This is a genomic window from Sciscionella sediminilitoris (genome assembly GCF_000737195.2).
Taxonomy (GTDB): Bacteria; Actinomycetota; Actinomycetes; order Mycobacteriales; family Pseudonocardiaceae; genus Sciscionella; species Sciscionella sediminilitoris.
On record NZ_JALM01000010.1, the window covers coordinates 1 to 17,676 of the forward strand.

Below are 17,676 nucleotides of genomic sequence, written 5' to 3' on the forward strand. Positions count from 1 at the left end.
GCGCCTGCCATGACAGCGGCTGCCGCCGTCACGGACGGCAGCGGCGCACCTGGCCCCGGGACTCAGTTGAAGGAGTCGCCGCAGGCGCAGGACCCGCCCGCGTTCGGGTTGTCGATCGTGAAGCCCTGCTTCTCGATGGTGTCCACGAAGTCGATGGTCGCGCCCTCCACGTACGGCGCGCTCATCCGGTCCACGGCGACCGAGAGCCCGCCGAAGTCGCGGAACAGGTCGCCGTCGAGGGTGCGCTCGTCGAAGAACAGCTGGTAGCGCAGGCCGGCGCAGCCACCCGGCTGCACCGCGATGCGCAGGTGCATGTCGTCGCGGCCCTCTTGGTCGAGCAGTGCCTTGGCCTTCGCGGCAGCGGCATCGGAAAGCTGCACGCCGTGGGTCTTCTCTTCGGTCGCCGCGGTGGCATCGACAGTCATTGACTCTCCCTTGTGCGGTCTGCGCCTCTCCACCCCTACAACAGCTCGCCGAGGATGGTTTGTTCCCTTCCATGGTGACACATTCACCGGGCGGTATCGATCACTCGGCCACCGTGGACCGCGTGGCCGGTACCACCGACGCGAGCTGCGGTCCTCGGCGCGGGACCCGCCCGCTAGACTTGGGGTGTGAAGTTGTTCAACCGCGCGCGTGACGAGCAGACGGCCGATGCCTCGACCGCCGAGGTCGCCGAGTCGATCGAGGAAACGGGCGAATCCGGCCAGCGCGGGTACACCGCTCCGAAGGGACGGCCGACGCCCAAGCGCAAGGAGGCCTCGGGTGGTCAGCGCGGACCGGTGCTGCCCCCGCCGACCACCCAGCGCGAGGCGGCGAAGCGGGCCAAGGCGCTGCGCGGGTCCAAGGAGGACCGGCGCACGCAGGCCGCGGAGCGGCGCAAGAAGATGGAAGAGGGCGACGACCGCTACGTGATGCCGCGCGACCGCGGCCCGGTGCGCCGGTACGTGCGCGATGTCGTCGACTCCAAACGCAACTTCGCCGGGCTGTTCATGCCCATGGCCGGGCTCATCTTCATCAGCCTGTTCACCCCGACCCCGCAGGTGCAGCAGATCGCCGTGCTGGTGTGCACCGTGATCCTGGCGCTGATGGTGATCGAGGGCGTGATCAACGGCCGCAGCATCACCAAGCGGGTGCGCGCGAAGTTCCCGGACGCCACCGACAAGGGCCTTTCGCTCGGTTGGTACGCCTTCGTCCGGAGCACCCAGATCCGTAAGTTGCGCATGCCGAAACCACGCATCAAGGCCGGGCAGAAGGTCGACTGAACACGGGCGTTGCGAAGCCGCTCTTCCACCCAGGTCGCCCGCGCCGCTACTCAACCGAGCCCGGGAAATCCTAGGCTGGCGGTATGGAACATCGTCGCCTCGGCCACAGCGGCCTCTTCGTCAGTGAGATCTCCTACGGCAACTGGCTGACCCACGGTTCCCAGGTCGAGGAGGAACGCGCGCTCGCCTGCGTGCGGGCCGCCCTCGACGCGGGGATCACCACCTTCGACACCGCGGATGTGTACGCGAACACCGCGGCCGAGACGGTGCTCGGCAAGGCACTGCACGGGCAACGGCGCGAATCGCTCGAGCTGTGCACCAAGGTGTTCTTCCCGACCGGTCCCGGTGGACCGAACGATTCCGGTCTCGGCCGCAAGCACATCCTGGAGTCGGCGCACGCCTCGCTGCGCAGGCTGCAGACCGATCACATCGACCTCTACCAGGCGCACCGCTTCGACCGGCGCACTCCGCTGGAGGAGACGATGTCGGCCTTCGCGGACCTGGTGCACGCCGGGAAGGTCAACTACATCGGCGTCTCCGAGTGGTCCGCCGAACAGATCAGCAGGGGCGCGGCGCTCGCGCGGGAGCTGCGCATCCCGCTGGTGTCCAATCAGCCGCAGTACTCGATGCTGTGGCGGGTCATCGAGGAGCAGGTGGTGCCCGCCGCCGAGCGCGAGGGGCTGTCCCAGATCGTCTGGTCCCCGATCGCGCAGGGCGTGCTCACCGGGAAGTACCAGCAGGGCGCGAAGCCACCGGAGGGTTCGCGGGCCACCGATACGGCGGGAGGGGCCGACATGATCGCCCACTGGCTGCGGGACGAGGTGCTCGAGCGGGTCGCGCGGCTGCGGCCGATCGCCGAGGAGGCGGGGCTGTCCATGGCCGCGCTCGCGGTGGCCTGGGTGCTGCAGAACACCAATGTGGCCTCCGCGATCATCGGCGCCTCCCGGCCCGAGCAGATCACCGACAACGTCGCCGCGGCCGGGGTCGCGCTCGATCCCGCCCTGCTGACCAAGATCGACGAGGTGCTCGACGGTGTGGTGGAGACCAACCCCGGGCTGACCCGCTCACCGTAGAGCGCCGCTGAGCTTGGGCTGCCCCGCTTGCTCGTACTACTCGGGCGAGTGCAGGCCCATCGGCCCGTACACCGGCTGCTCGTCCTCGAGCAGGGTGACCTGTTCGATCCCGGAGTCGAGCAGGTCGACCCAGGAATCGGCGAGCCAGAGCTCCGCCTCCTGCTGGTCCTCGAAGGTCTGCGCGGGGCCCTGCTGCTCGGCACCCGCCGAGTCCTCGTAGCGCCAGCGGTACTCCATGATTGCCTCCCGTAGGGTCGCCACCGTGACGGTAACGCTTGTCCTCGGCGGGGCGCGCTCAGGGAAGTCGGCGCACGCCGAGGGATTGCTCGACGGCACCCGGCCCGCGACCTACGTGGCGACCGCCCGCCGCGATCCGGCCGACCGGGAGTTCGATGCGCGGATCGCCCGGCACATCGCCCGCAGGCCCGGCTGCTGGTCCACGGTCGAGACTGCGGACCTGCGGGAACTGTTCGCCTCGGCCGGGCCCGCTGATCCGCCGCTGCTGGTGGACGATCTCGCGACCTGGCTGACCGCGCTGCTCGACGAGACGGGTGCCTGGGAGTCCGGCGACCTGGCGCGCGTGCGTGAACGCATCGCGGACACGGTGCGCGCGCTCGGGGACTGCGCCTGCGATGTCGTGCTCGTCTCCGCGGAGACCGGACTCGGCATCGTGCCCGCCACCGCTTCTGGCAGGCTTTTCCGCGATGAGCTCGGCGCGCTCAACGCCGCGGTCGCCGAGGTGAGCACGGAGGTCAAGCTGTTGATCGCGGGGATCCCCCTGCGGCTTCGCTGAGAGTTCGTTAGGAACTACGAGGAGGTACCGTCCGAATGTCCACAGCGGACAGTTCGTTCGACGAGGTGACCGCGCCCGATGAGCAGGTGCGCGCGCAGGCCGAGGCCCGCCAGGCGCGGCTGACCAAACCCGAGGGCTCGCTCGGCAGGCTCGAACAGCTCGGCAACTGGATCGCCGCCTGCCAGGGCAGCTGCCCACCGCATCCGCTGAACCGCCCGCGGGTGGTGGTGTTCGCCGGGGACCACGGCATCGCCGCACGCGGGGTCTCCGCCTATCCGCCCGAGGTCACCGGTCAGATGGTGGCGAACCTGCTCGCCGGGGGCGCCGCCGCCAATGTGCTCGCCGAGGCCTCCGGGGCCACGGTGCGCGTGGTGGACATGGCCGTGAACGCGCCGACGCCGGAATCGGTTCGCGGGTACAAGGTGCGCGAGGGCTCGGCGGCGATCGACCGGCAGGAGTCGCTGACCCCGGAACAGGCGCGCCAGGCGATCGCCGCGGGCAAGGCGATCGCGGACGAGGAGGTCGATTCGGGGGCCGACCTGCTCATTCCCGGGGACCTCGGGATCGGCAACACCACTCCGGCCGCGGTGCTCGTCTCCGCGCTGACCGGAGCGGAACCGGTAACCATGGTCGGCAGGGGAACCGGCATCGACGACCTCACCTGGATGCGCAAGGCCTCGGCGATCCGGGACGCGCGGCGGCGGGCCGTCGCGGTGCTCGGTGATCCGGTGGAGCTACTGCGGACCGTCGCCGGTGCGGACATCACCGCGATGGCCGCGTTCCTCGCCCAGGCCGCGGTCCGGCGCACCCCGGTGATCCTGGACGGCGTGGTCTCCACGGCGGCCGCGCTCGTCGCGGACTCGCTCGCCCCCGGTGCCCGGCACTGGTGGATCGCCGGGCACCGCTCCCCCGAACCCGCACACAGGGCCGCGCTCGAACAGCTCGACCTGACCCCGGTGCTGGAGCTGAACATGCGCCTCGGCGAGGGCACCGGCGCGATCTCCGCGCTGCCGCTGGTCGCCGCCTCGGCGCGGCTGCTCTCCGGAATGGCCACCTTCGACGAGGCGGGCGTGCGGGACCGGTGATCCGGGGGTTCGCGCTCGCGCTTTCCATGCTGACCGTGCTCCCGGTCCGGGTGCGCAGCGTGGACCGCGCGGCCGGGCGGTTCGCGATCGCGCTCGCCCCGCTGGTCGGGCTGCTGCTCGGGGCGGTCCTGGCCGGGGCCGCGTTCGGGATCCGGCTGCTCGGCGCACCGGAAACGCTCGCGGGCCTGCTGGCGGTGGCGCTCGGGGTGCTCGGTACCCGCGGCATGCACGTCGACGGGCTCGCGGACACCACCGACGGGCTCGGCTGTTACGGCGGACCGGAGCGCGCGCTCGAGGTGATGCGCGACGGCAGTACCGGCCCGTTCGCCGTGGTGGCCCTCGTGGTCGATATCGGCGCGCAGGCCGTGTGCTTCGGCGCGCTCGCGAACACGCACGACTGGCCGGGCATCCTCGCCGCGGTCACCGCGGGACGCGCGGCGTTCGCCATCGCCTGCGCGCGCGGGGTTCCCGCGGCCCGCGCGGACGGGCTCGGCTCCCTGGTGGCGGGTGGCCAGCACCCCGCGCTCCCGGTGCTGTGGTGGCTCGTGCTCGCCGCGGCGGGCGCGCTGTGGTCACCGTGGCTCGGGGTGACGTGGGTGATCACCGGCTGCGCCGTGTTCGGCCTCGTCCGGCACTGCGTGCGCCGCTTCGGCGGGATCACCGGGGATGTGCTCGGCGCCTGCTGCGAACTCGCCGTGCTGCTCACCGCGGTCGGTGCGGTGCTCGCCGCCCACTAACCGCTCGGCGAGCAGAGCCAGCTGATCGGCGTACGCGCGCAGGAACTCCGGCGAGCTCGCCTCCGCCCCGCACACCTCGCGCACCAGTTGCGGATACACCGAGGGCATGCTCGCGGCGGCGAACAACATCAGGCCGAGCATGTCCGGATCGAAGCCCGGGTCCAGCTCCCCCTCGTGCGCGGCGACCAGCCGGCCGAAGTTGGCGCGCAGCCGTTCGGCACGACCGGGCTCGGCCGCGGCTCCCCCTTCGTCGTTCAGCCCCTCCCAGGCGAGCAGTTTCGGCCCTGCGGGGTCCTGCAGCGGCACCAGCGCGTAGCCGCGCAACGCCTCCGGTAACCGCTCGGCGGTCAGGTTCTCGTCCTCGTACTCCCGCCAACGTTCCCCGATCGCGCGGTAGAGGCCTTCCTTGCCGCCGAAGTAGTACGAGATCAGCTGCTTGTTCACCCCGGCGCGGGCCGCGATGCCCGCGACCCGGGCCCCGGCGAAACCCGATGCGGCGAACTCCTCGGCCGCGGCCTCCAGGATCGACCGCTTGGTGCGCTCGGCATCGCGCTGTCGTTCCCCGGGTTCCGGTGTTCGCCTCGCCACGACAGTCACCCTAGCAGTCAGCTTAGTCATCCTGATAGTTGACACAATTATCCATCTGGTTGATTATGAGCCTCATGACCAGACCTCAGACATGGCATCCCCACCGCTGGGCGGCGCTGTTCCCACTGCTGCTCGCCGTTTTCATGGACATGCTCGACAATCAGATCGTCGCCGTCGCACTGCCCTCGATCCAGCACGAGCAGCAGGCGAGCGGATCGGCGCTGGAGTGGATCGCCTCCGGGTACACGCTCGCCTACGCGCTGCTGCTGATCACCGGCGGCCGCCTCGGTGATCGGTACAGCGCCCGCACGGTGTTCCTCTGCGGCACGCTCGGATTCACTCTCGCTTCGCTGCTCGCCGGGCTCTCCCCGACGGTCGGGGTGCTGATCGGCGCCCGCATCGTGCAGGGCGCCTTCGCCGGGCTGATGGTGCCGCAGGTGCTCGCGGTGATCCGGACCGAATTCCCGGATGAGGAGCGCGGCAAGGCCTTCGCCCTGTTCGGGGCGACGTTCCCGCTCGGCGGGGCGGCCGGGCCGCTGCTCGGCGGGCTGCTCACCCAGGCGGACATCGCCGGGCTCGGATGGCGCTCGATTTTCCTGGTGAACCTGCCGATCGGGCTGATCGCCCTCGGCTGCTCCGCCGCGTTCCTGCCCAGGCGGGCCGGACGGCCGGAGGTGCGCATCGACCGGCTCGGCGTCGTGCTGTTCGCGCTGCCGTTGTTCGCCGTGCTCTACCCGCTCGTGGAAGGCTGGAGCATCGGCTGGCCGGTCTGGACGATCCTGCTGATGCTCGCCGCGATCCCGCTCGCGGGGCTTTTCGTCCACCAGCAGTCGAAGCGGCGCACCGACCCGCTCATCGGGCTCGGCATGCTGCGCAGGCGGGAGATGTCCGCCGGGCTCCCCATCGGGATCCTGTTCACCGCCGCCATGGGCACCTTCGTGGTGCTGACCATGCACCTGCAGAACGGCCTGCACTACTCCCCGCTGCAGACCGCGCTGACCTTCCTGCCGATCACCCTCGGCATCGTCGCGGGCAACGGCAGCTCGGCCGCGTTGCTCAGGAAGCTCGGCAAGAACCTGATCCCGGTCGGTCTGATCGCCGGGATCCTCGGCATCGCGGCACTCTGCCTCGCCCTCTACAGCGCGGGCGAGCAGCTGCACTCCTGGGAGCTCATTCCCGGCGCGGTGCTGCTCGGTTACGGGCTGGGCACCGTGATGAGCTCGGTGCTCACCGTGATACTCGCCGAGGTCCCCGCCGAGGAAGCGGGCTCCGCGTCCGGGGTGGTGAACACCGCGATGCAACTGGGTCCGGCCTCGGGGATCGCCCTGCTCGGTACGGTGTTCTTCGCCGGCGGCGCGACCGCCTCGGCCACGATCACCGCGTTCCTGGTGGCCGCCGGACTGCTCCTCGCCGCGCTGCTGCTCGCGCCGCTGCTTCCCGGGCAGGGCGGGCAGGATTCCCAGGAAGGGGAACGGGTTGATCAGGTACAGCAGGGGTGAGGACGGCACCAGGCTCGCCTACCGGGAACTCGGCGAGGGACGGCCACTGGTGCTGGTGCACGGTTTCTGCGGATTCGCTGCGGAGCACTGGATCCGTCCGGGGCATGCGGAAACCCTTGCCGCGCAAGGATTCCGAGTGATCATGCCGGATCTGCGCGGGCACGGGGACAGCGCACGGCCGCACGATCCGGGCGCCTATCCCCCGGATGTGCTCGCCGAGGACGGGCTCGCCCTGCTCACCGAGCTCGGCCTGGACGGTTACGACCTCGGCGGCTATTCGCTGGGCGCGCGCGTGGTGGCCCGCATGCTCGCCCGCGGTGCCCGGCCGGGGCGGGCCGTGCTCGCCGGACAGGGGCTCGCCGAGATCACCGGGACCGCACCGAGCCGGACGGAACCGGTCCTGCGCCGGGTCCAGGCGAACCCGGGCACCTTCGAACCCGATTCCCCGGAACACGACGTCGAACGGTGGCTGACCGAGACCGGCGGGGATCCGCTCGCCCTGCTGCGGGTACTGGACAGCCTGGTGCCGACCGGGCGCGCCGAACTGGACGGGATCGCCATGCCGGTGCTCGTGCTCGCCGGAACCGAGGACGTCCGCCGCGAATCGGCGCGCGAACTCGCCGAAGCGCTGCCGGGCGCGCGCTACGCGGACCTGCCCGGCGACCACAGCCGCGCGATCACCGCCCCGGATTTCGCGCGGCTGTGCACCCGGTTCTTCGCGGAAGTCAGCCCAGCGTGGTGAGCCAGCCGTGGGTGTCCTCGGCCGCCCCGGTCTGGATGTCGGTCAGCGCGGCGCGCAGCTTCGTGGTGGCCGGGCCCGCCTGACCGTCGGCGATGGTGAATTCCCCGCCGGAGTGCTTGACCTGGCCGACCGGGGTGATCACCGCGGCCGTGCCGCAGGCGAACACCTCGGTGAGCTCCCCGCTCGCGGCCTTCTTCTCCCACTCCTCGGTGGAGAACTTGCGCTCCTCCACCTCGTAACCGTGCTCGGCGGCGAGGGTGAGCAGCGAGTCGCGGGTGACCCCGGCGAGCAGCGAACCGGAGAGTTCCGGGGTGACGATGCGGTCGCCGAGCACGAAGAACAGGTTCATCCCGCCCATCTCCTCGACGTAGCGCCGCTCCACCGCGTCCAGCCACACCACCTGGTCGCAGCCCTGCTCGGCGGCCTGGGCCTGCGCGGCGAGCGAGGCGGCGTAGTTCCCGGCGAACTTCGCCGCGCCCGTGCCGCCCGGGGCCGCGCGCACGTACTCGGTGGACAGCCACACGCTCACCGGCTTGATCCCGCCGGAGAAGTACGAGCCCGCCGGAGAAGCGATCAGCATGTACAGGTACTCGGTCGCGGGGCGGACACCGAGGAACACCTCGGTGGAGATCATGAACGGGCGCAGGTAGAGCGAGTCCTCACCGCCCGCGGCGGGCACCCAGCGCTCGTCCACGGCGACCAGCTGGCGCAGCGACTCGACGAACAGGTCCTCGGGAAGCTCCGGCATGGCGAGCCGGCGCGCGGAAGCCTGGAACCGGGATGCGTTGCTGTACGGGCGGAAGGTGGCGATCGAACCGTCCGCCTGGCGGTAGGCCTTGAGCCCCTCGAAGATCGCCTGCCCGTAGTGCAGCACCGTGGTCGCCGGGTCGAGCGAGAGCGGTTGATAGGGCCGTACCTGCGGTTCACCCCAGCCGCCGTCGGCGTAACCAATACTCACCATGTGATCGGTCATGTACTTGCCGAAACCGGGGTCGGCGAGTACCTCGGCCACGCGCTCCGCGGAGGCCGGATTCGGATGACGGGTCACGGTGAATTGGTCGGACGTCATAGTGTTCACGGTAGCTCGCCGCGTTTCGCCGACCAACCGAGGTAGGCGAAACGCGTGAGCACGAGCACGGCGCACACCACGATCCCGCCGAGCTGCCCGGCGAACACCACCACGATCCCGCCGAGCGCGGGCGACCAGGCGGGGAACCGTTCGGCGGCAAGACCGAGCTGACCGTGCGCGCCGAGCGCGAGCGCGAGCACCAGTGCCACCACGAGTACCGGCGTCAGTTCTCCCGCGTTCGCCACCTCGAGCGCATCGGTGAGCGGGGCCGGGGAAAGCCCGGTGCGCGCGGCCCCGAGCTGGTACTGCGCCACCCAGGCGAGACCGCCGAAGCCGAGCGCGGCACCGGCGAGCCACCACGGGAATCCGCGACCGGGCCCGCGCGACACCCCCGCCGCCGCACCGAGCAGCAGCACGGCGGCGGGCACGAGCAGCGCGGGGTGGCCCGCCTCCGGTGGATGTGGCGGCGGGGCGATACCGAGGCCCGCCCCGGCGAACAGCACCGCGGCCAGCGCGCCGAGCCCGATGCCGAACCAGGCGAGCACATCCGGGATCGCGGTGCGCGCGAACACCAGCAGCCCCAGCAGGACGAGCACCACCACCGCGGCCGGCCGCGGATGGCCGGGCACCAGATAGTCACCGATCCCCCTGGCGAGCACCCCGGCGGTGGCGCACGCGCACAGGCCGTCCAGCGCCCGCCCCGTCCGGTCCGCCGTCTCCGGCGCGGGGACCAGCCGCGCGGCGAGGGCGAGCAGCACCGCGAGCACCCCGGCCAGCGGCGCGTACCGACCGGCGATCAGGGCCAGCGGCCCGATCGCGAGCACGCCGAGACCCGCGAGGGCAAGGCTCCTGGTTCGCTGCATGCGCACACCGTCGCAGACCGAGCCGCAGCGGCGCCCGCCAGCACTGGTTACGATGCGTCGCGGATCCGGGAAAACAGCACACGAAAGCAGGGAGCGCTCCGTGGCCACGCCGAAACTGAGCATCACGAAGACCGGGCTGGAGACGATCGCCGTCGACGCCGTCGTGATCGGCACGATTGCCGGTACGGACGGGATCGCGCTCGCGCCCGGCGCCGAAGCGATCGACGCGGCCTTCGGCGGCAGGCTCACCGGGATCCTGACCGAGCTCGGCGCGAAGGGCGCCGCTGGCGAGGCCGTGAAGCTGGCCACCCTCGGCACGATCACCGCTCCGGTGGTGCTCGCCGCGGGACTCGGTGCGGTCGAGGACACGCCGAGCGCCGAGCAGGTGCGCCGCGCGTCCGGGGTCGCCGCCCGGGCGCTCGCCGGAACAAGGAAGGCCGCGAGCACGCTGTCCACTGTGGACACACACGCCGCGGTCGAGGGCACGATCCTCGGCGCGTACCAGCCGAGCGTGAAACCGAACGGCGAAGCACTGGGGAGCGTGGCCTTCGCCGCCCAGGGCGGAACCGGGCAGCGGGCCGAGCTGCGCACCGCGACCGCGATCGCCGAGGCGGTGTGCCAGGCGCGCGATCTGATCAACACCCCGCCGAACGAGCTCTACCCGCAGTCCTTCGCCGTCCGCGCCAAGCAGCTCGGTGAGGACGCCGGCATGACGGTGGAAGTGCTCGACGAGAAAGCGTTGCGCCGCAAGGGATTCGGCGGAATCCTCGGGGTCGGCGACGGCTCCTCGCGACCGCCGCGCCTGGTCCGGATGCGGTACCGCCCGAACAAGCCGAAGGCCAAGGTCGCCGTGGTCGGCAAGGGCATCACCTTCGACACCGGCGGGATCTCGCTCAAGCCGCCGGCGAAGATGGACGACATGACCTCGGACATGAGCGGTGCCGCCGCGGCGGTCGCCGTGGCCGCGCTCGCCGCACGGCTCAAGCTCCCCATCGAGGTCACCGCGACCGTGCCGATGGCCGAGAACATGCCCTCGGGCACCGCCTACCGCCCCGGTGACGTGCTCACCATGTACGGCGGCAAGACCGTCGAGGTGCTCAACACCGACGCCGAGGGCCGCCTTGTCCTGGCCGACGCGATCGTGCGCGCCTGCGAGGACAAGCCCGACTACCTCATCGAGGCCGCCACGCTGACCGGGGCGCAGCTGACCGCGCTCGGCACCCGCACCAGTGGCGTGATGGGCAGCCCGGAGTTCCGGGACCGGGTCGCCGAACAGGGACGCGAGGTCGGCGAGGCCGCCTGGGCCATGCCGCTGCCCGAGGAACTGCGCGCCGACCTCGACTCGAACCTCGCCGATCTGACCAACGTCTCCAACGGGGCCAAGGTCGCCGGGATGCTGCTGGCCGGGGTGTTCCTCGGCGAGTTCGTCGCCGAAGGGGTCGACTGGGCGCACATCGACGTCGCGGGCCCGGCCTACAACACCGGATCGCCGTGGGGCTACACCGGAAAGGGCGGCACCGGGGTGCCGGTGCGCACCATGGCCGCGGTACTCACCGACATCGCCGAGCACGGCTGAGCGGAACGGCCCGGTCACCGGGCACGTTACGGTGAGCCGATGACGCAGTGGCTGCTGACGGTCCTGGGTTCGGTGACCTGGTTCCTGCTCGTGCTCGCCATGATCGGCGTGGCACGGCGGGTGCTCGGAGTTCGCATCGGATTCCTGCGCGGAGCGGTCACCGCGGTCATCGGCTGGACCGTGGCCGGTGCGATCGTGCAGTCCTTTCCCCCGGTGCACAGCGCGGGGAAAGCGGTCGGGCTGCTCGTCCCGATCGTCGGAGCGGCACTGATCGTGGTGCTGATCCTGTTGCTGGCCGCGGAGTTCGTCCATCCGAGCGGGCAACCGTGGAACGTGCGCGGCTGGCCGGGCGCCCTGGTGCGGTGGTGGCGGCGCAGCAGGCGATACGGGCGGATTCTGCGGATCGCGGCGCGCCACGGGCTCGGCGGGTACCTCGGCGGCCGGGGTGCACGCGGGGATCAGGCGCCGGCGCGGCGCATCCGGCTGGCCCGCTCCCTGCGCACCGTGCTCGAGGAAGGCGGGGTCACCTTCGTCAAGCTCGGCCAGGTACTCGCCACCAGGACCGAACTACTGCCCAGGGAATTCACCACGGAGCTCGCCAAACTCCAGCACCAGGCGCAGAGTTCGGACGACGCGGCGACCCTGGCCGTGCTGCGTGCCGAACTCCCCGGGGCCGATCTCGCCGAGCTGTCCGGGCAGCCACTCGCGGCCGCCTCCATCGCGCAGGTGTACCCGGGAAAGCGCGCCGACGGCACCGAGGTCGCGGTGAAGGTGCGCAGGCCGGGAATCCGCGAGACCGTCGAACGGGACCTGGACATCCTCGCCAAGGTCGCCGCCACCCTCGAAGCGCGGGCGAGCTGGGCACGCAGGCTCGGTCTCGTCGAACTGGCACACGGATTCGCCCGTGCGCTGACCGAGGAACTCGACTTCACCATCGAGGCGCGCAATCTCGAGGCGGTACGCGCCGCCGATCCGGACGGCCGGATCGTGCTCCCCCGGCTCTACGAGGCCAGCGAGAGCGTGCTGATCACCGAACGGCTGCGCGGCACACCGCTGCGCCCGGACACCGGGCTCCCCGACCGGGAGGCAGCGGCGCGCGCCCTGCTCACCACCATGCTCGGCCAGGTCATGCGGCACGGGGTGTTCCACGCCGATCCGCATCCGGGCAATGTGCTCGTCCTCGAGGACGGCAGGCTGGCGCTGCTCGATTTCGGTTCGGTCGGGCGCATCGACGGAGCACTGCGCGAAGGTCTGCGCGCCTTCCTGCTCGGTGTGGACTCCGGCGACGCGGCCGCGATGCGCGACGCCCTGCTCGACATCCTCGACCGCCCGGAGCGGATCGACGGCGCCGCGCTCGAACGCGAACTCGGCCGGATCGCGGCCAAGCACCTCGGCGGGGACGCGCGCCCCAACGCTGCCCTGTTCGCGGAGCTGTTCTCCCTGATCGGCACGCACGGGCTCGCGGTTCCCCCGGAGATCGCGGCGGTGTTCCGCGCGCTCGCCACACTCGAGGGCACCCTGACCACGCTGTGCCCGGGCTTCGACATTCTGGCCAACGCGCGGAGCTACGCGGGCGAACAGGTGCGCGCGGCGGTGCATCCGGAATCGGTGCGCGAGCTGGCCATGCGGGAACTGGTGACCACGCTGCCGGTACTGCGCAAACTGCCGCGCAGGCTGGACCGGATCACCGGATCGCTCGAGGAGGGCAGGCTCTCGGTGAACGTGCGGCTGCTCGCCGATCCGCGGGACCGCAGGGTGCTGTTCGGTGCGCTGCACGAGGTGCTGCTTGCCGTGCTCGGCGCGACCACCGGGATCATGGCCGCGCTGCTGCTGTCCTCGGGTGGCGGGCCGCCGATCGTCCCCGGCATCACGCTCAAGGACCTGATCGGGTACAACCTGCTGATGATCAGCGCGCTGATCGGGGTGCGCCTGCTGTATCTGGCGTTCCGCAATCAGCGCGGGCGCGGAGAACCCTGACCGTCCTCTTTCCTGCGCCGGTTGTAGGCACGCATTCGCTGCGGGTAGCCGACCACTCCGGCGTCGTAGACCGGGATACCGAGCGAGTCACCGAGCGAATGCGCCGCGCGCGGCCCGGAAACCCGGCGGCGCGTCCACTCTCCGTCATGAGCGACGAGCATCACGGTCGTCTCGGTGACCGTGGTCCTCGGTTCGACATAACCCTCGACACCACGACGCGCGCCGGCCCATTCCCGCAGGTAGGCCGTGTTCTCGCGAGTTTCTCCCCGCTTGCTGCCCGCGCGTTTACCGTGCCGGAGTCTGGCACGGATCCCCATAGGCGAACCTCCACCTCATTGCCGTCCGTCCCCGCATCACAAGAATGCACGCCTTGGTGGAAAGATGGCGTATGGCCGCGGGCGGCCGTTCGGTACCCGCGACGCTGGTTAGAACAGAATCTCGCCTGATCTAGGAGCGATTGTGACCGACGCCGACCTCGTGATCCTTGGTGGCGGCTCCGGCGGCTACGCGTGCGCGTTCCGCGCTGCCGAGCTGGGCCTTTCCGTGACCCTTGTGGAGAAGGACAAGTTCGGGGGAACCTGCCTGCACCGCGGCTGCATCCCGACCAAAGCCCTGCTGCACGCCGCCGAGGTAGCCGACGCCGCCCGCGAGGGCGACCAGTTCGGTGTCAAGTCCTCCTTCGAGGGCATCGACATGAGCGGGGTCAACTCCTACAAGGACGGCATCGTCTCCGGCCTGTTCAAGGGCCTGCAGGGGCTGGCGAAGGCGAACAAGGTCAACGTCGTCGAGGGCGAGGGCCGGTTCGTCGGCCCGAACTCGGTCGAGGTCAACGGCCAGCGCATCACCGCGAAGAACGTGGTGCTCGCCTCCGGCTCCTACTCCAAGACGCTGCCCGGTCTCGAGCTCGGCGGCCGGATCATCGCCAGCGAGCAGGCGCTCAACCTGGACTACGTGCCGGAGAAGGTGATCGTGCTCGGCGGCGGCGTCATCGGCGTCGAGTTCGCCAGCGTATGGAGCTCCTTCGGTTCCGAGGTCACCATCGTCGAGGCGCTGCCGCGGCTGGTGCCGAACGAGGACGAGCACTCCTCCAAGCAGCTCGAGCGCGCCTTCCGCCGCCGCAAGATCACCGCGAAGACCGGCGTGAAGTTCACCGGGGCCTCCCAGGACGCCAACAGCGTCTCGGTGACCCTGGAGAACGGCGAGACCCTCACCGCCGACCTGCTGCTCGTCGCGGTCGGCCGCGGCCCCAACACCGCGGGCATGGGCTATGAAGAGGCCGGCCTGACCATGGAGCGCGGCTTCGTGCGCACCGACGACCGGCTGCGCACCAATCTCGCCAACGTGTACGCGGTCGGCGACATCGTGCCCGGGCTGCAGCTCGCGCACCGCGGTTTCGCGCAGGGCATCTTCGTCGCCGAGGACATCGCCGGGCTGAACCCGCGCGCGATCGAGGAGTCCGGCATCCCGCGGGTCACCTACTGCAAGCCCGAGGTCGCCTCCGTCGGGCTCACCGAGGCCGAGGCCAAGGAACGCTACGGTGCCGAGGTGAGCACCTTCACCTACGACCTCGCGGGCAACGGCAAGAGCCAGATCCTGAAGACCAAGGGCGCGGTCAAGCTGATCAAGGCACCGGACGGGCCGGTCGTCGGCGTGCACATGGTCGGCGAACGGGTCGGCGAACTGGTCGGCGAGGCCCAGCTGATCGTGAACTGGGAGGCGTTCCCCGAGGACGTCGCACCGCTGGTGCACGCGCACCCGACGCAGACCGAGGCGCTCGGCGAGGCACACCTCGCGCTCGCGGGCAAGCCACTACACGTCCACGGCTGAGGAACACCTCGCCCGGGGAGTCACAGGAAGTTCCGAGGAGTCAGGAGTCAGCACGCCATGGCATTCTCCGTCCAGATGCCCGCTCTCGGTGAGTCCGTCACCGAGGGCACCATCACCCGCTGGTTGAAGCAGGAGGGCGACACGGTCGAGGTCGACGAGCCACTGCTCGAGGTCTCCACCGACAAGGTCGACACCGAGATCCCCTCCCCGGCCGCCGGGACGCTCTCGCGGATCGTCGCGAACGAGGACGACACGGTCGACGTCGGCGGTGAGCTCGCCGTGATCGACGACGGTTCCGGCGGGGCGCCCGCGGCACCCGCCGCGCAGGCCGAGCCCGAACCCGCCCCGGAACCGGCCGCGGCACCGGAACCAGTACCCGCGGCGCAGCCCGCCGCTCCCGCGCCGTCCTCGGGAGCGGGCACCCCGGTGCCGATGCCCGCGCTCGGCGAGTCGGTCACCGAGGGCACCATCACTCGCTGGCTCAAGCAGGTCGGTGACTCCGTCGAGGTCGACGAGCCACTGCTCGAGGTCTCCACCGACAAGGTCGACACCGAGATCCCCTCCCCGGCCGCCGGGACGCTGCTGGAGATCAGCGCGAACGAGGACGACACCGTCGAGGTCGGCGGCCAGCTCGCGGTGATCGGCAGCGGTGCGCCCGCGGCAGCGGCCCCCGCACCGGCACCCGCCCCGGAGCCGACGCCCGCTCCGGCACCGGAACCCACGCCTGCCCCGGCCCCCGCCGCGGCGGCACCGGCAGCACCAGCGGCTCCGGCTGCTCCGGCGGCGCCCAAGCACGCGCAGCCCGAACAGCCCGCGAGCGGTGAGGGCCCGTACGTCACCCCGCTGGTGCGCAAGCTCGCCAACGAGAACGGCATCGACCTGACCACGATCACCGGAAGCGGGGTCGGCGGGCGCATCCGCAAACAGGATGTGCAGGCGGCCATCGAGGCGAAGAGCCAGCCCGCGGCCAGTGCACCGGCGGCCGCACCCGCTGCCGCTGCCGCCGCGCCCGCCCCGGCGAGCGCGGGCAAGGAGATCCGGCCGGAACTCGCCGCGCTGCGCGGGACCACGAAGAAGGCCAACCGCATCCGGCAGATCACCGCGCAGAAGACCAAGGAGTCGCTGCAGACCACCGCGCAGCTGACGCAGACCTTCGAGGTCGACATGACCGGGATCGCCAAGCTGCGGGCCTCGGCCAAGGCCTCGTTCGCCGAACGCGAGGGGGTCAACCTGACCTTCCTCCCGTTCATCGCGAAGGCGGTCGTCGAGGCGCTCAAGTCGCACCCGAACGTGAACGCCTCCTACGACGAGGGCAGCAAGGAGATCACCTACCACGGCGCCGAGCACCTCGGCATCGCTGTGGACACCGAGCAGGGGCTGATCTCCCCGGTGATCCACAATGCGGGCGATCTCTCCCTCGGTGGCCTCGCGCGGGCGATCTCGGACATCGCGTCCCGGGCGCGCAGCAACGGCCTCAAGCCCGATGAGCTCGCCGGTGGCACGTTCACCATCACGAACATCGGCAGCCAGGGCGCGCTGTTCGACACCCCGATCCTGGTTCCCCCGCAGGCGGGGATGCTCGGCACCGGGGCGATCGTGAAGCGGCCCGTCGTGGTCACCGGCCCGGACGGCGCGGACGCCATCGCCGTGCGGTCGATGTGCTACCTGCCGCTGACCTACGATCACCGGCTCGTGGACGGTGCGGACGCGGGCCGTTTCCTCACCACGGTGAAGAAGCGCCTCGAAGAGGCCAACTTCACCGCCGAGCTCGGGCTCTAGCCCGTCGGCGGGAGTAATCTCGCAGGCATGAGCTCAACCTGTCGTAGCGCGCGCACCCCGGTCACCGTTCGTGAGCTGGGTCTGGTCGAATACTTGCCGACCTGGCAGACCCAGCGCGAACTGGCCGGGGCGCGCGCCGACGGCACCGGAGCGGACACGCTGCTGTTGTTGCAGCACCCTCCCGTCTACACCGCGGGGAAACGCACCCGCGAAGCGGAGAAGCCCGTCGACGGAACCCCGGTCATCGATGTGGACCGCGGCGGCAAGATCACCTATCACGAGCCGGGCCAGCTCGTCGGTTATCCGATCATCGGGCTCGCCGACCCCATCGACGTGCTCGAATACGTGCGCCGGGTGGAGCAGGCCATCATCGCGGTGTGCGACCGGCTCGGGCTGCCCGGCACCGGAAGGGTGGACGGGCGCACCGGAGTGTGGCTGCCCGCGGGCAACGGGCTCCCGGAACGCAAGATCGCCGCCATCGGGGTCCGGGTCGCGCGTGGCGTGACCCTGCACGGTTTCTCGATCAACTGCGACAACCCGCTCGGCGGTTTCGACACGATCATCCCGTGCGGCATCACCGACGCGGGAACCACCTCGCTGTCCCGCGAACTCGGCAGGACCGTCCCCGTCGAGGAAGTGCTCCCGCTGGCCAGGGACGCCGTACTGGACGCGCTCGAGGGCACGCTCGAGGTGACCGAACGGGACATCGTCCGCGCCGAGGCCGAAGCGCCGGGACTGCGCCTCGAACTGTCCACCTGATCACCCGATGCGGCACACCTGAGCACAACGGGGAGCCGCACCAGGAC

The 17,676-nt window shown here is 71.0% G+C and carries 17 protein-coding genes and 1 pseudogene; 12 read left to right on the forward strand and 6 right to left on the reverse strand.

What is annotated here, in order from left to right; genetic code table 11:
* Positions 1-62: 62 nt before the first annotated feature.
* Complete coding sequence (locus AD72_RS04750) at positions 63-425, reverse strand: HesB/IscA family protein (protein WP_031465153.1); 363 nt, start codon at positions 423-425, stop codon at positions 63-65.
* A 186-nt stretch (positions 426-611) separates the two neighbouring features.
* Here AD72_RS04750 and AD72_RS04755 point away from each other — a divergent pair, with 186 nt between their 5' ends.
* Complete coding sequence (locus AD72_RS04755; RefSeq protein ID WP_031465154.1) at positions 612-1,262, forward strand: DUF3043 domain-containing protein; 651 nt, start codon at positions 612-614, stop codon at positions 1,260-1,262.
* A gap of 83 nt (positions 1,263-1,345) precedes the next feature.
* Complete coding sequence (locus AD72_RS04760; RefSeq protein WP_031465155.1) at positions 1,346-2,335, forward strand: aldo/keto reductase family protein; 990 nt, start codon at positions 1,346-1,348, stop codon at positions 2,333-2,335.
* A gap of 36 nt (positions 2,336-2,371) precedes the next feature.
* Here the strand turns inward: AD72_RS04760 and AD72_RS04765 are convergent, their stop codons facing one another.
* Complete coding sequence (locus AD72_RS04765) at positions 2,372-2,572, reverse strand: hypothetical protein (protein WP_031465156.1); 201 nt, start codon at positions 2,570-2,572, stop codon at positions 2,372-2,374.
* A 25-nt stretch (positions 2,573-2,597) separates the two neighbouring features.
* Between AD72_RS04765 and AD72_RS04770 the strand changes: the two genes are divergently transcribed.
* Genes AD72_RS04770 through AD72_RS04780 form a run of 3 tightly spaced genes read left to right on the forward strand, consistent with a single transcriptional unit; the run spans position 2,598 to position 4,950 of the window.
* Positions 2,598-3,128, forward strand: coding sequence for a bifunctional adenosylcobinamide kinase/adenosylcobinamide-phosphate guanylyltransferase (locus tag AD72_RS04770; protein ID WP_031465157.1), 531 nt, complete (start codon positions 2,598-2,600; stop codon positions 3,126-3,128).
* Between the two features lie 35 nt (positions 3,129-3,163).
* Positions 3,164-4,213: a nicotinate-nucleotide--dimethylbenzimidazole phosphoribosyltransferase gene (cobT, locus tag AD72_RS04775; RefSeq protein ID WP_031465158.1), complete on the forward strand. Its 1,050-nt coding sequence runs from the start codon at positions 3,164-3,166 to the stop codon at positions 4,211-4,213.
* The gene (locus AD72_RS04780; RefSeq protein WP_231644733.1) at positions 4,210-4,950 is read left to right on the forward strand and encodes an adenosylcobinamide-GDP ribazoletransferase; all 741 of its coding nucleotides are present in this window, start codon (positions 4,210-4,212) and stop codon (positions 4,948-4,950) included. The genes cobT and AD72_RS04780 overlap by 4 nt, the downstream gene beginning before the upstream one ends.
* Positions 4,951-5,346: 396 nt before the next feature.
* Here the strand turns inward: AD72_RS04780 and AD72_RS38340 are convergent.
* Positions 5,347-5,568: pseudogene (locus tag AD72_RS38340) on the reverse strand (TetR family transcriptional regulator); the annotation flags it as partial.
* 44 nt (positions 5,569-5,612) lie between these two features.
* Between AD72_RS38340 and AD72_RS04785 the strand changes: the two are divergent.
* On the forward strand, positions 5,613-7,037 hold the full coding sequence (locus tag AD72_RS04785) for an MFS transporter (RefSeq protein WP_051897940.1): 1,425 nt from the start codon (positions 5,613-5,615) through the stop codon (positions 7,035-7,037).
* Positions 7,015-7,779, forward strand: coding sequence for an alpha/beta fold hydrolase (locus AD72_RS04790; protein ID WP_304437778.1), 765 nt, complete (start codon positions 7,015-7,017; stop codon positions 7,777-7,779). The genes AD72_RS04785 and AD72_RS04790 overlap by 23 nt, the downstream gene beginning before the upstream one ends.
* On the opposite strand, the gene AD72_RS04795 is transcribed toward AD72_RS04790, so the two are convergent.
* Both AD72_RS04795 and AD72_RS04800 read right to left on the reverse strand, forming a co-directional pair.
* Positions 7,763-8,848: a branched-chain amino acid aminotransferase gene (locus AD72_RS04795; RefSeq protein ID WP_031465162.1), complete on the reverse strand. Its 1,086-nt coding sequence runs from the start codon at positions 8,846-8,848 to the stop codon at positions 7,763-7,765. The genes AD72_RS04790 and AD72_RS04795 overlap by 17 nt on opposite strands.
* A gap of 5 nt (positions 8,849-8,853) precedes the next feature.
* Entirely contained in the window at positions 8,854-9,711 is an 858-nt protein-coding gene (locus tag AD72_RS04800; protein WP_156365047.1) for a hypothetical protein, read from the reverse strand.
* Between the two features lie 100 nt (positions 9,712-9,811).
* Between AD72_RS04800 and AD72_RS04805 the strand changes: the two genes are divergently transcribed.
* Positions 9,812-11,287 carry a leucyl aminopeptidase gene (locus tag AD72_RS04805; protein ID WP_031465164.1) on the forward strand — a complete coding sequence of 492 codons (1,476 nt, stop codon included), beginning with the start codon at positions 9,812-9,814 and terminating at the stop codon, positions 11,285-11,287.
* Positions 11,288-11,326: 39 nt separating this feature from the next.
* The gene (locus AD72_RS04810) at positions 11,327-13,264 is read left to right on the forward strand and encodes an ABC1 kinase family protein (protein WP_031465165.1); all 1,938 of its coding nucleotides are present in this window, start codon (positions 11,327-11,329) and stop codon (positions 13,262-13,264) included.
* Here the strand turns inward: AD72_RS04810 and AD72_RS04815 are convergent.
* Entirely contained in the window at positions 13,240-13,581 is a 342-nt protein-coding gene (locus AD72_RS04815) for a hypothetical protein (protein ID WP_031465166.1), read from the reverse strand. The two genes, AD72_RS04810 and AD72_RS04815, sit on opposite strands and share 25 nt — an antisense overlap.
* Positions 13,582-13,723: 142 nt before the next feature.
* On the opposite strand from AD72_RS04815, the gene lpdA reads away from it, so the two are divergent.
* Genes lpdA through lipB form a run of 3 tightly spaced genes read left to right on the forward strand, consistent with a single transcriptional unit; the run spans position 13,724 to position 17,629 of the window.
* Positions 13,724-15,091 carry a dihydrolipoyl dehydrogenase gene (lpdA, locus tag AD72_RS04820; protein ID WP_031465167.1) on the forward strand — a complete coding sequence of 456 codons (1,368 nt, stop codon included), beginning with the start codon at positions 13,724-13,726 and terminating at the stop codon, positions 15,089-15,091.
* 57 nt (positions 15,092-15,148) lie between these two features.
* Complete coding sequence (gene sucB, locus AD72_RS04825; RefSeq protein WP_031465168.1) at positions 15,149-16,870, forward strand: 2-oxoglutarate dehydrogenase, E2 component, dihydrolipoamide succinyltransferase; 1,722 nt, start codon at positions 15,149-15,151, stop codon at positions 16,868-16,870.
* 27 nt (positions 16,871-16,897) lie between these two features.
* Entirely contained in the window at positions 16,898-17,629 is a 732-nt protein-coding gene (gene lipB, locus AD72_RS04830) for a lipoyl(octanoyl) transferase LipB (protein ID WP_031465169.1), read from the forward strand.
* Positions 17,630-17,676: the final 47 nt, after the last annotated feature.

Bases quoted from the DNA above. Each gene is read 5' to 3' on its own strand.
- AD72_RS04750 (WP_031465153.1), bottom strand. From the start codon at position 425: ATGACTGTCGATGCCACCGCGGCGACCGAAGAGAAGACCCACGGCGTG.
- AD72_RS04760 (WP_031465155.1), top strand. From the start codon at position 1,346: ATGGAACATCGTCGCCTCGGCCACAGCGGCCTCTTCGTCAGTGAGATC.
- AD72_RS04765 (WP_031465156.1), bottom strand. From the start codon at position 2,572: ATGGAGTACCGCTGGCGCTACGAGGACTCGGCGGGTGCCGAGCAGCAG.
- cobT (WP_031465158.1), top strand. From the start codon at position 3,164: ATGTCCACAGCGGACAGTTCGTTCGACGAGGTGACCGCGCCCGATGAG.
- AD72_RS04785 (WP_051897940.1), top strand. From the start codon at position 5,613: ATGACCAGACCTCAGACATGGCATCCCCACCGCTGGGCGGCGCTGTTC.
- AD72_RS04795 (WP_031465162.1), bottom strand. From the start codon at position 8,848: ATGACGTCCGACCAATTCACCGTGACCCGTCATCCGAATCCGGCCTCC.
- AD72_RS04800 (WP_156365047.1), bottom strand. From the start codon at position 9,711: ATGCAGCGAACCAGGAGCCTTGCCCTCGCGGGTCTCGGCGTGCTCGCG.
- AD72_RS04810 (WP_031465165.1), top strand. From the start codon at position 11,327: ATGACGCAGTGGCTGCTGACGGTCCTGGGTTCGGTGACCTGGTTCCTG.
- AD72_RS04815 (WP_031465166.1), bottom strand. From the start codon at position 13,581: ATGGGGATCCGTGCCAGACTCCGGCACGGTAAACGCGCGGGCAGCAAG.
- sucB (WP_031465168.1), top strand. From the start codon at position 15,149: ATGGCATTCTCCGTCCAGATGCCCGCTCTCGGTGAGTCCGTCACCGAG.
- lipB (WP_031465169.1), top strand. From the start codon at position 16,898: ATGAGCTCAACCTGTCGTAGCGCGCGCACCCCGGTCACCGTTCGTGAG.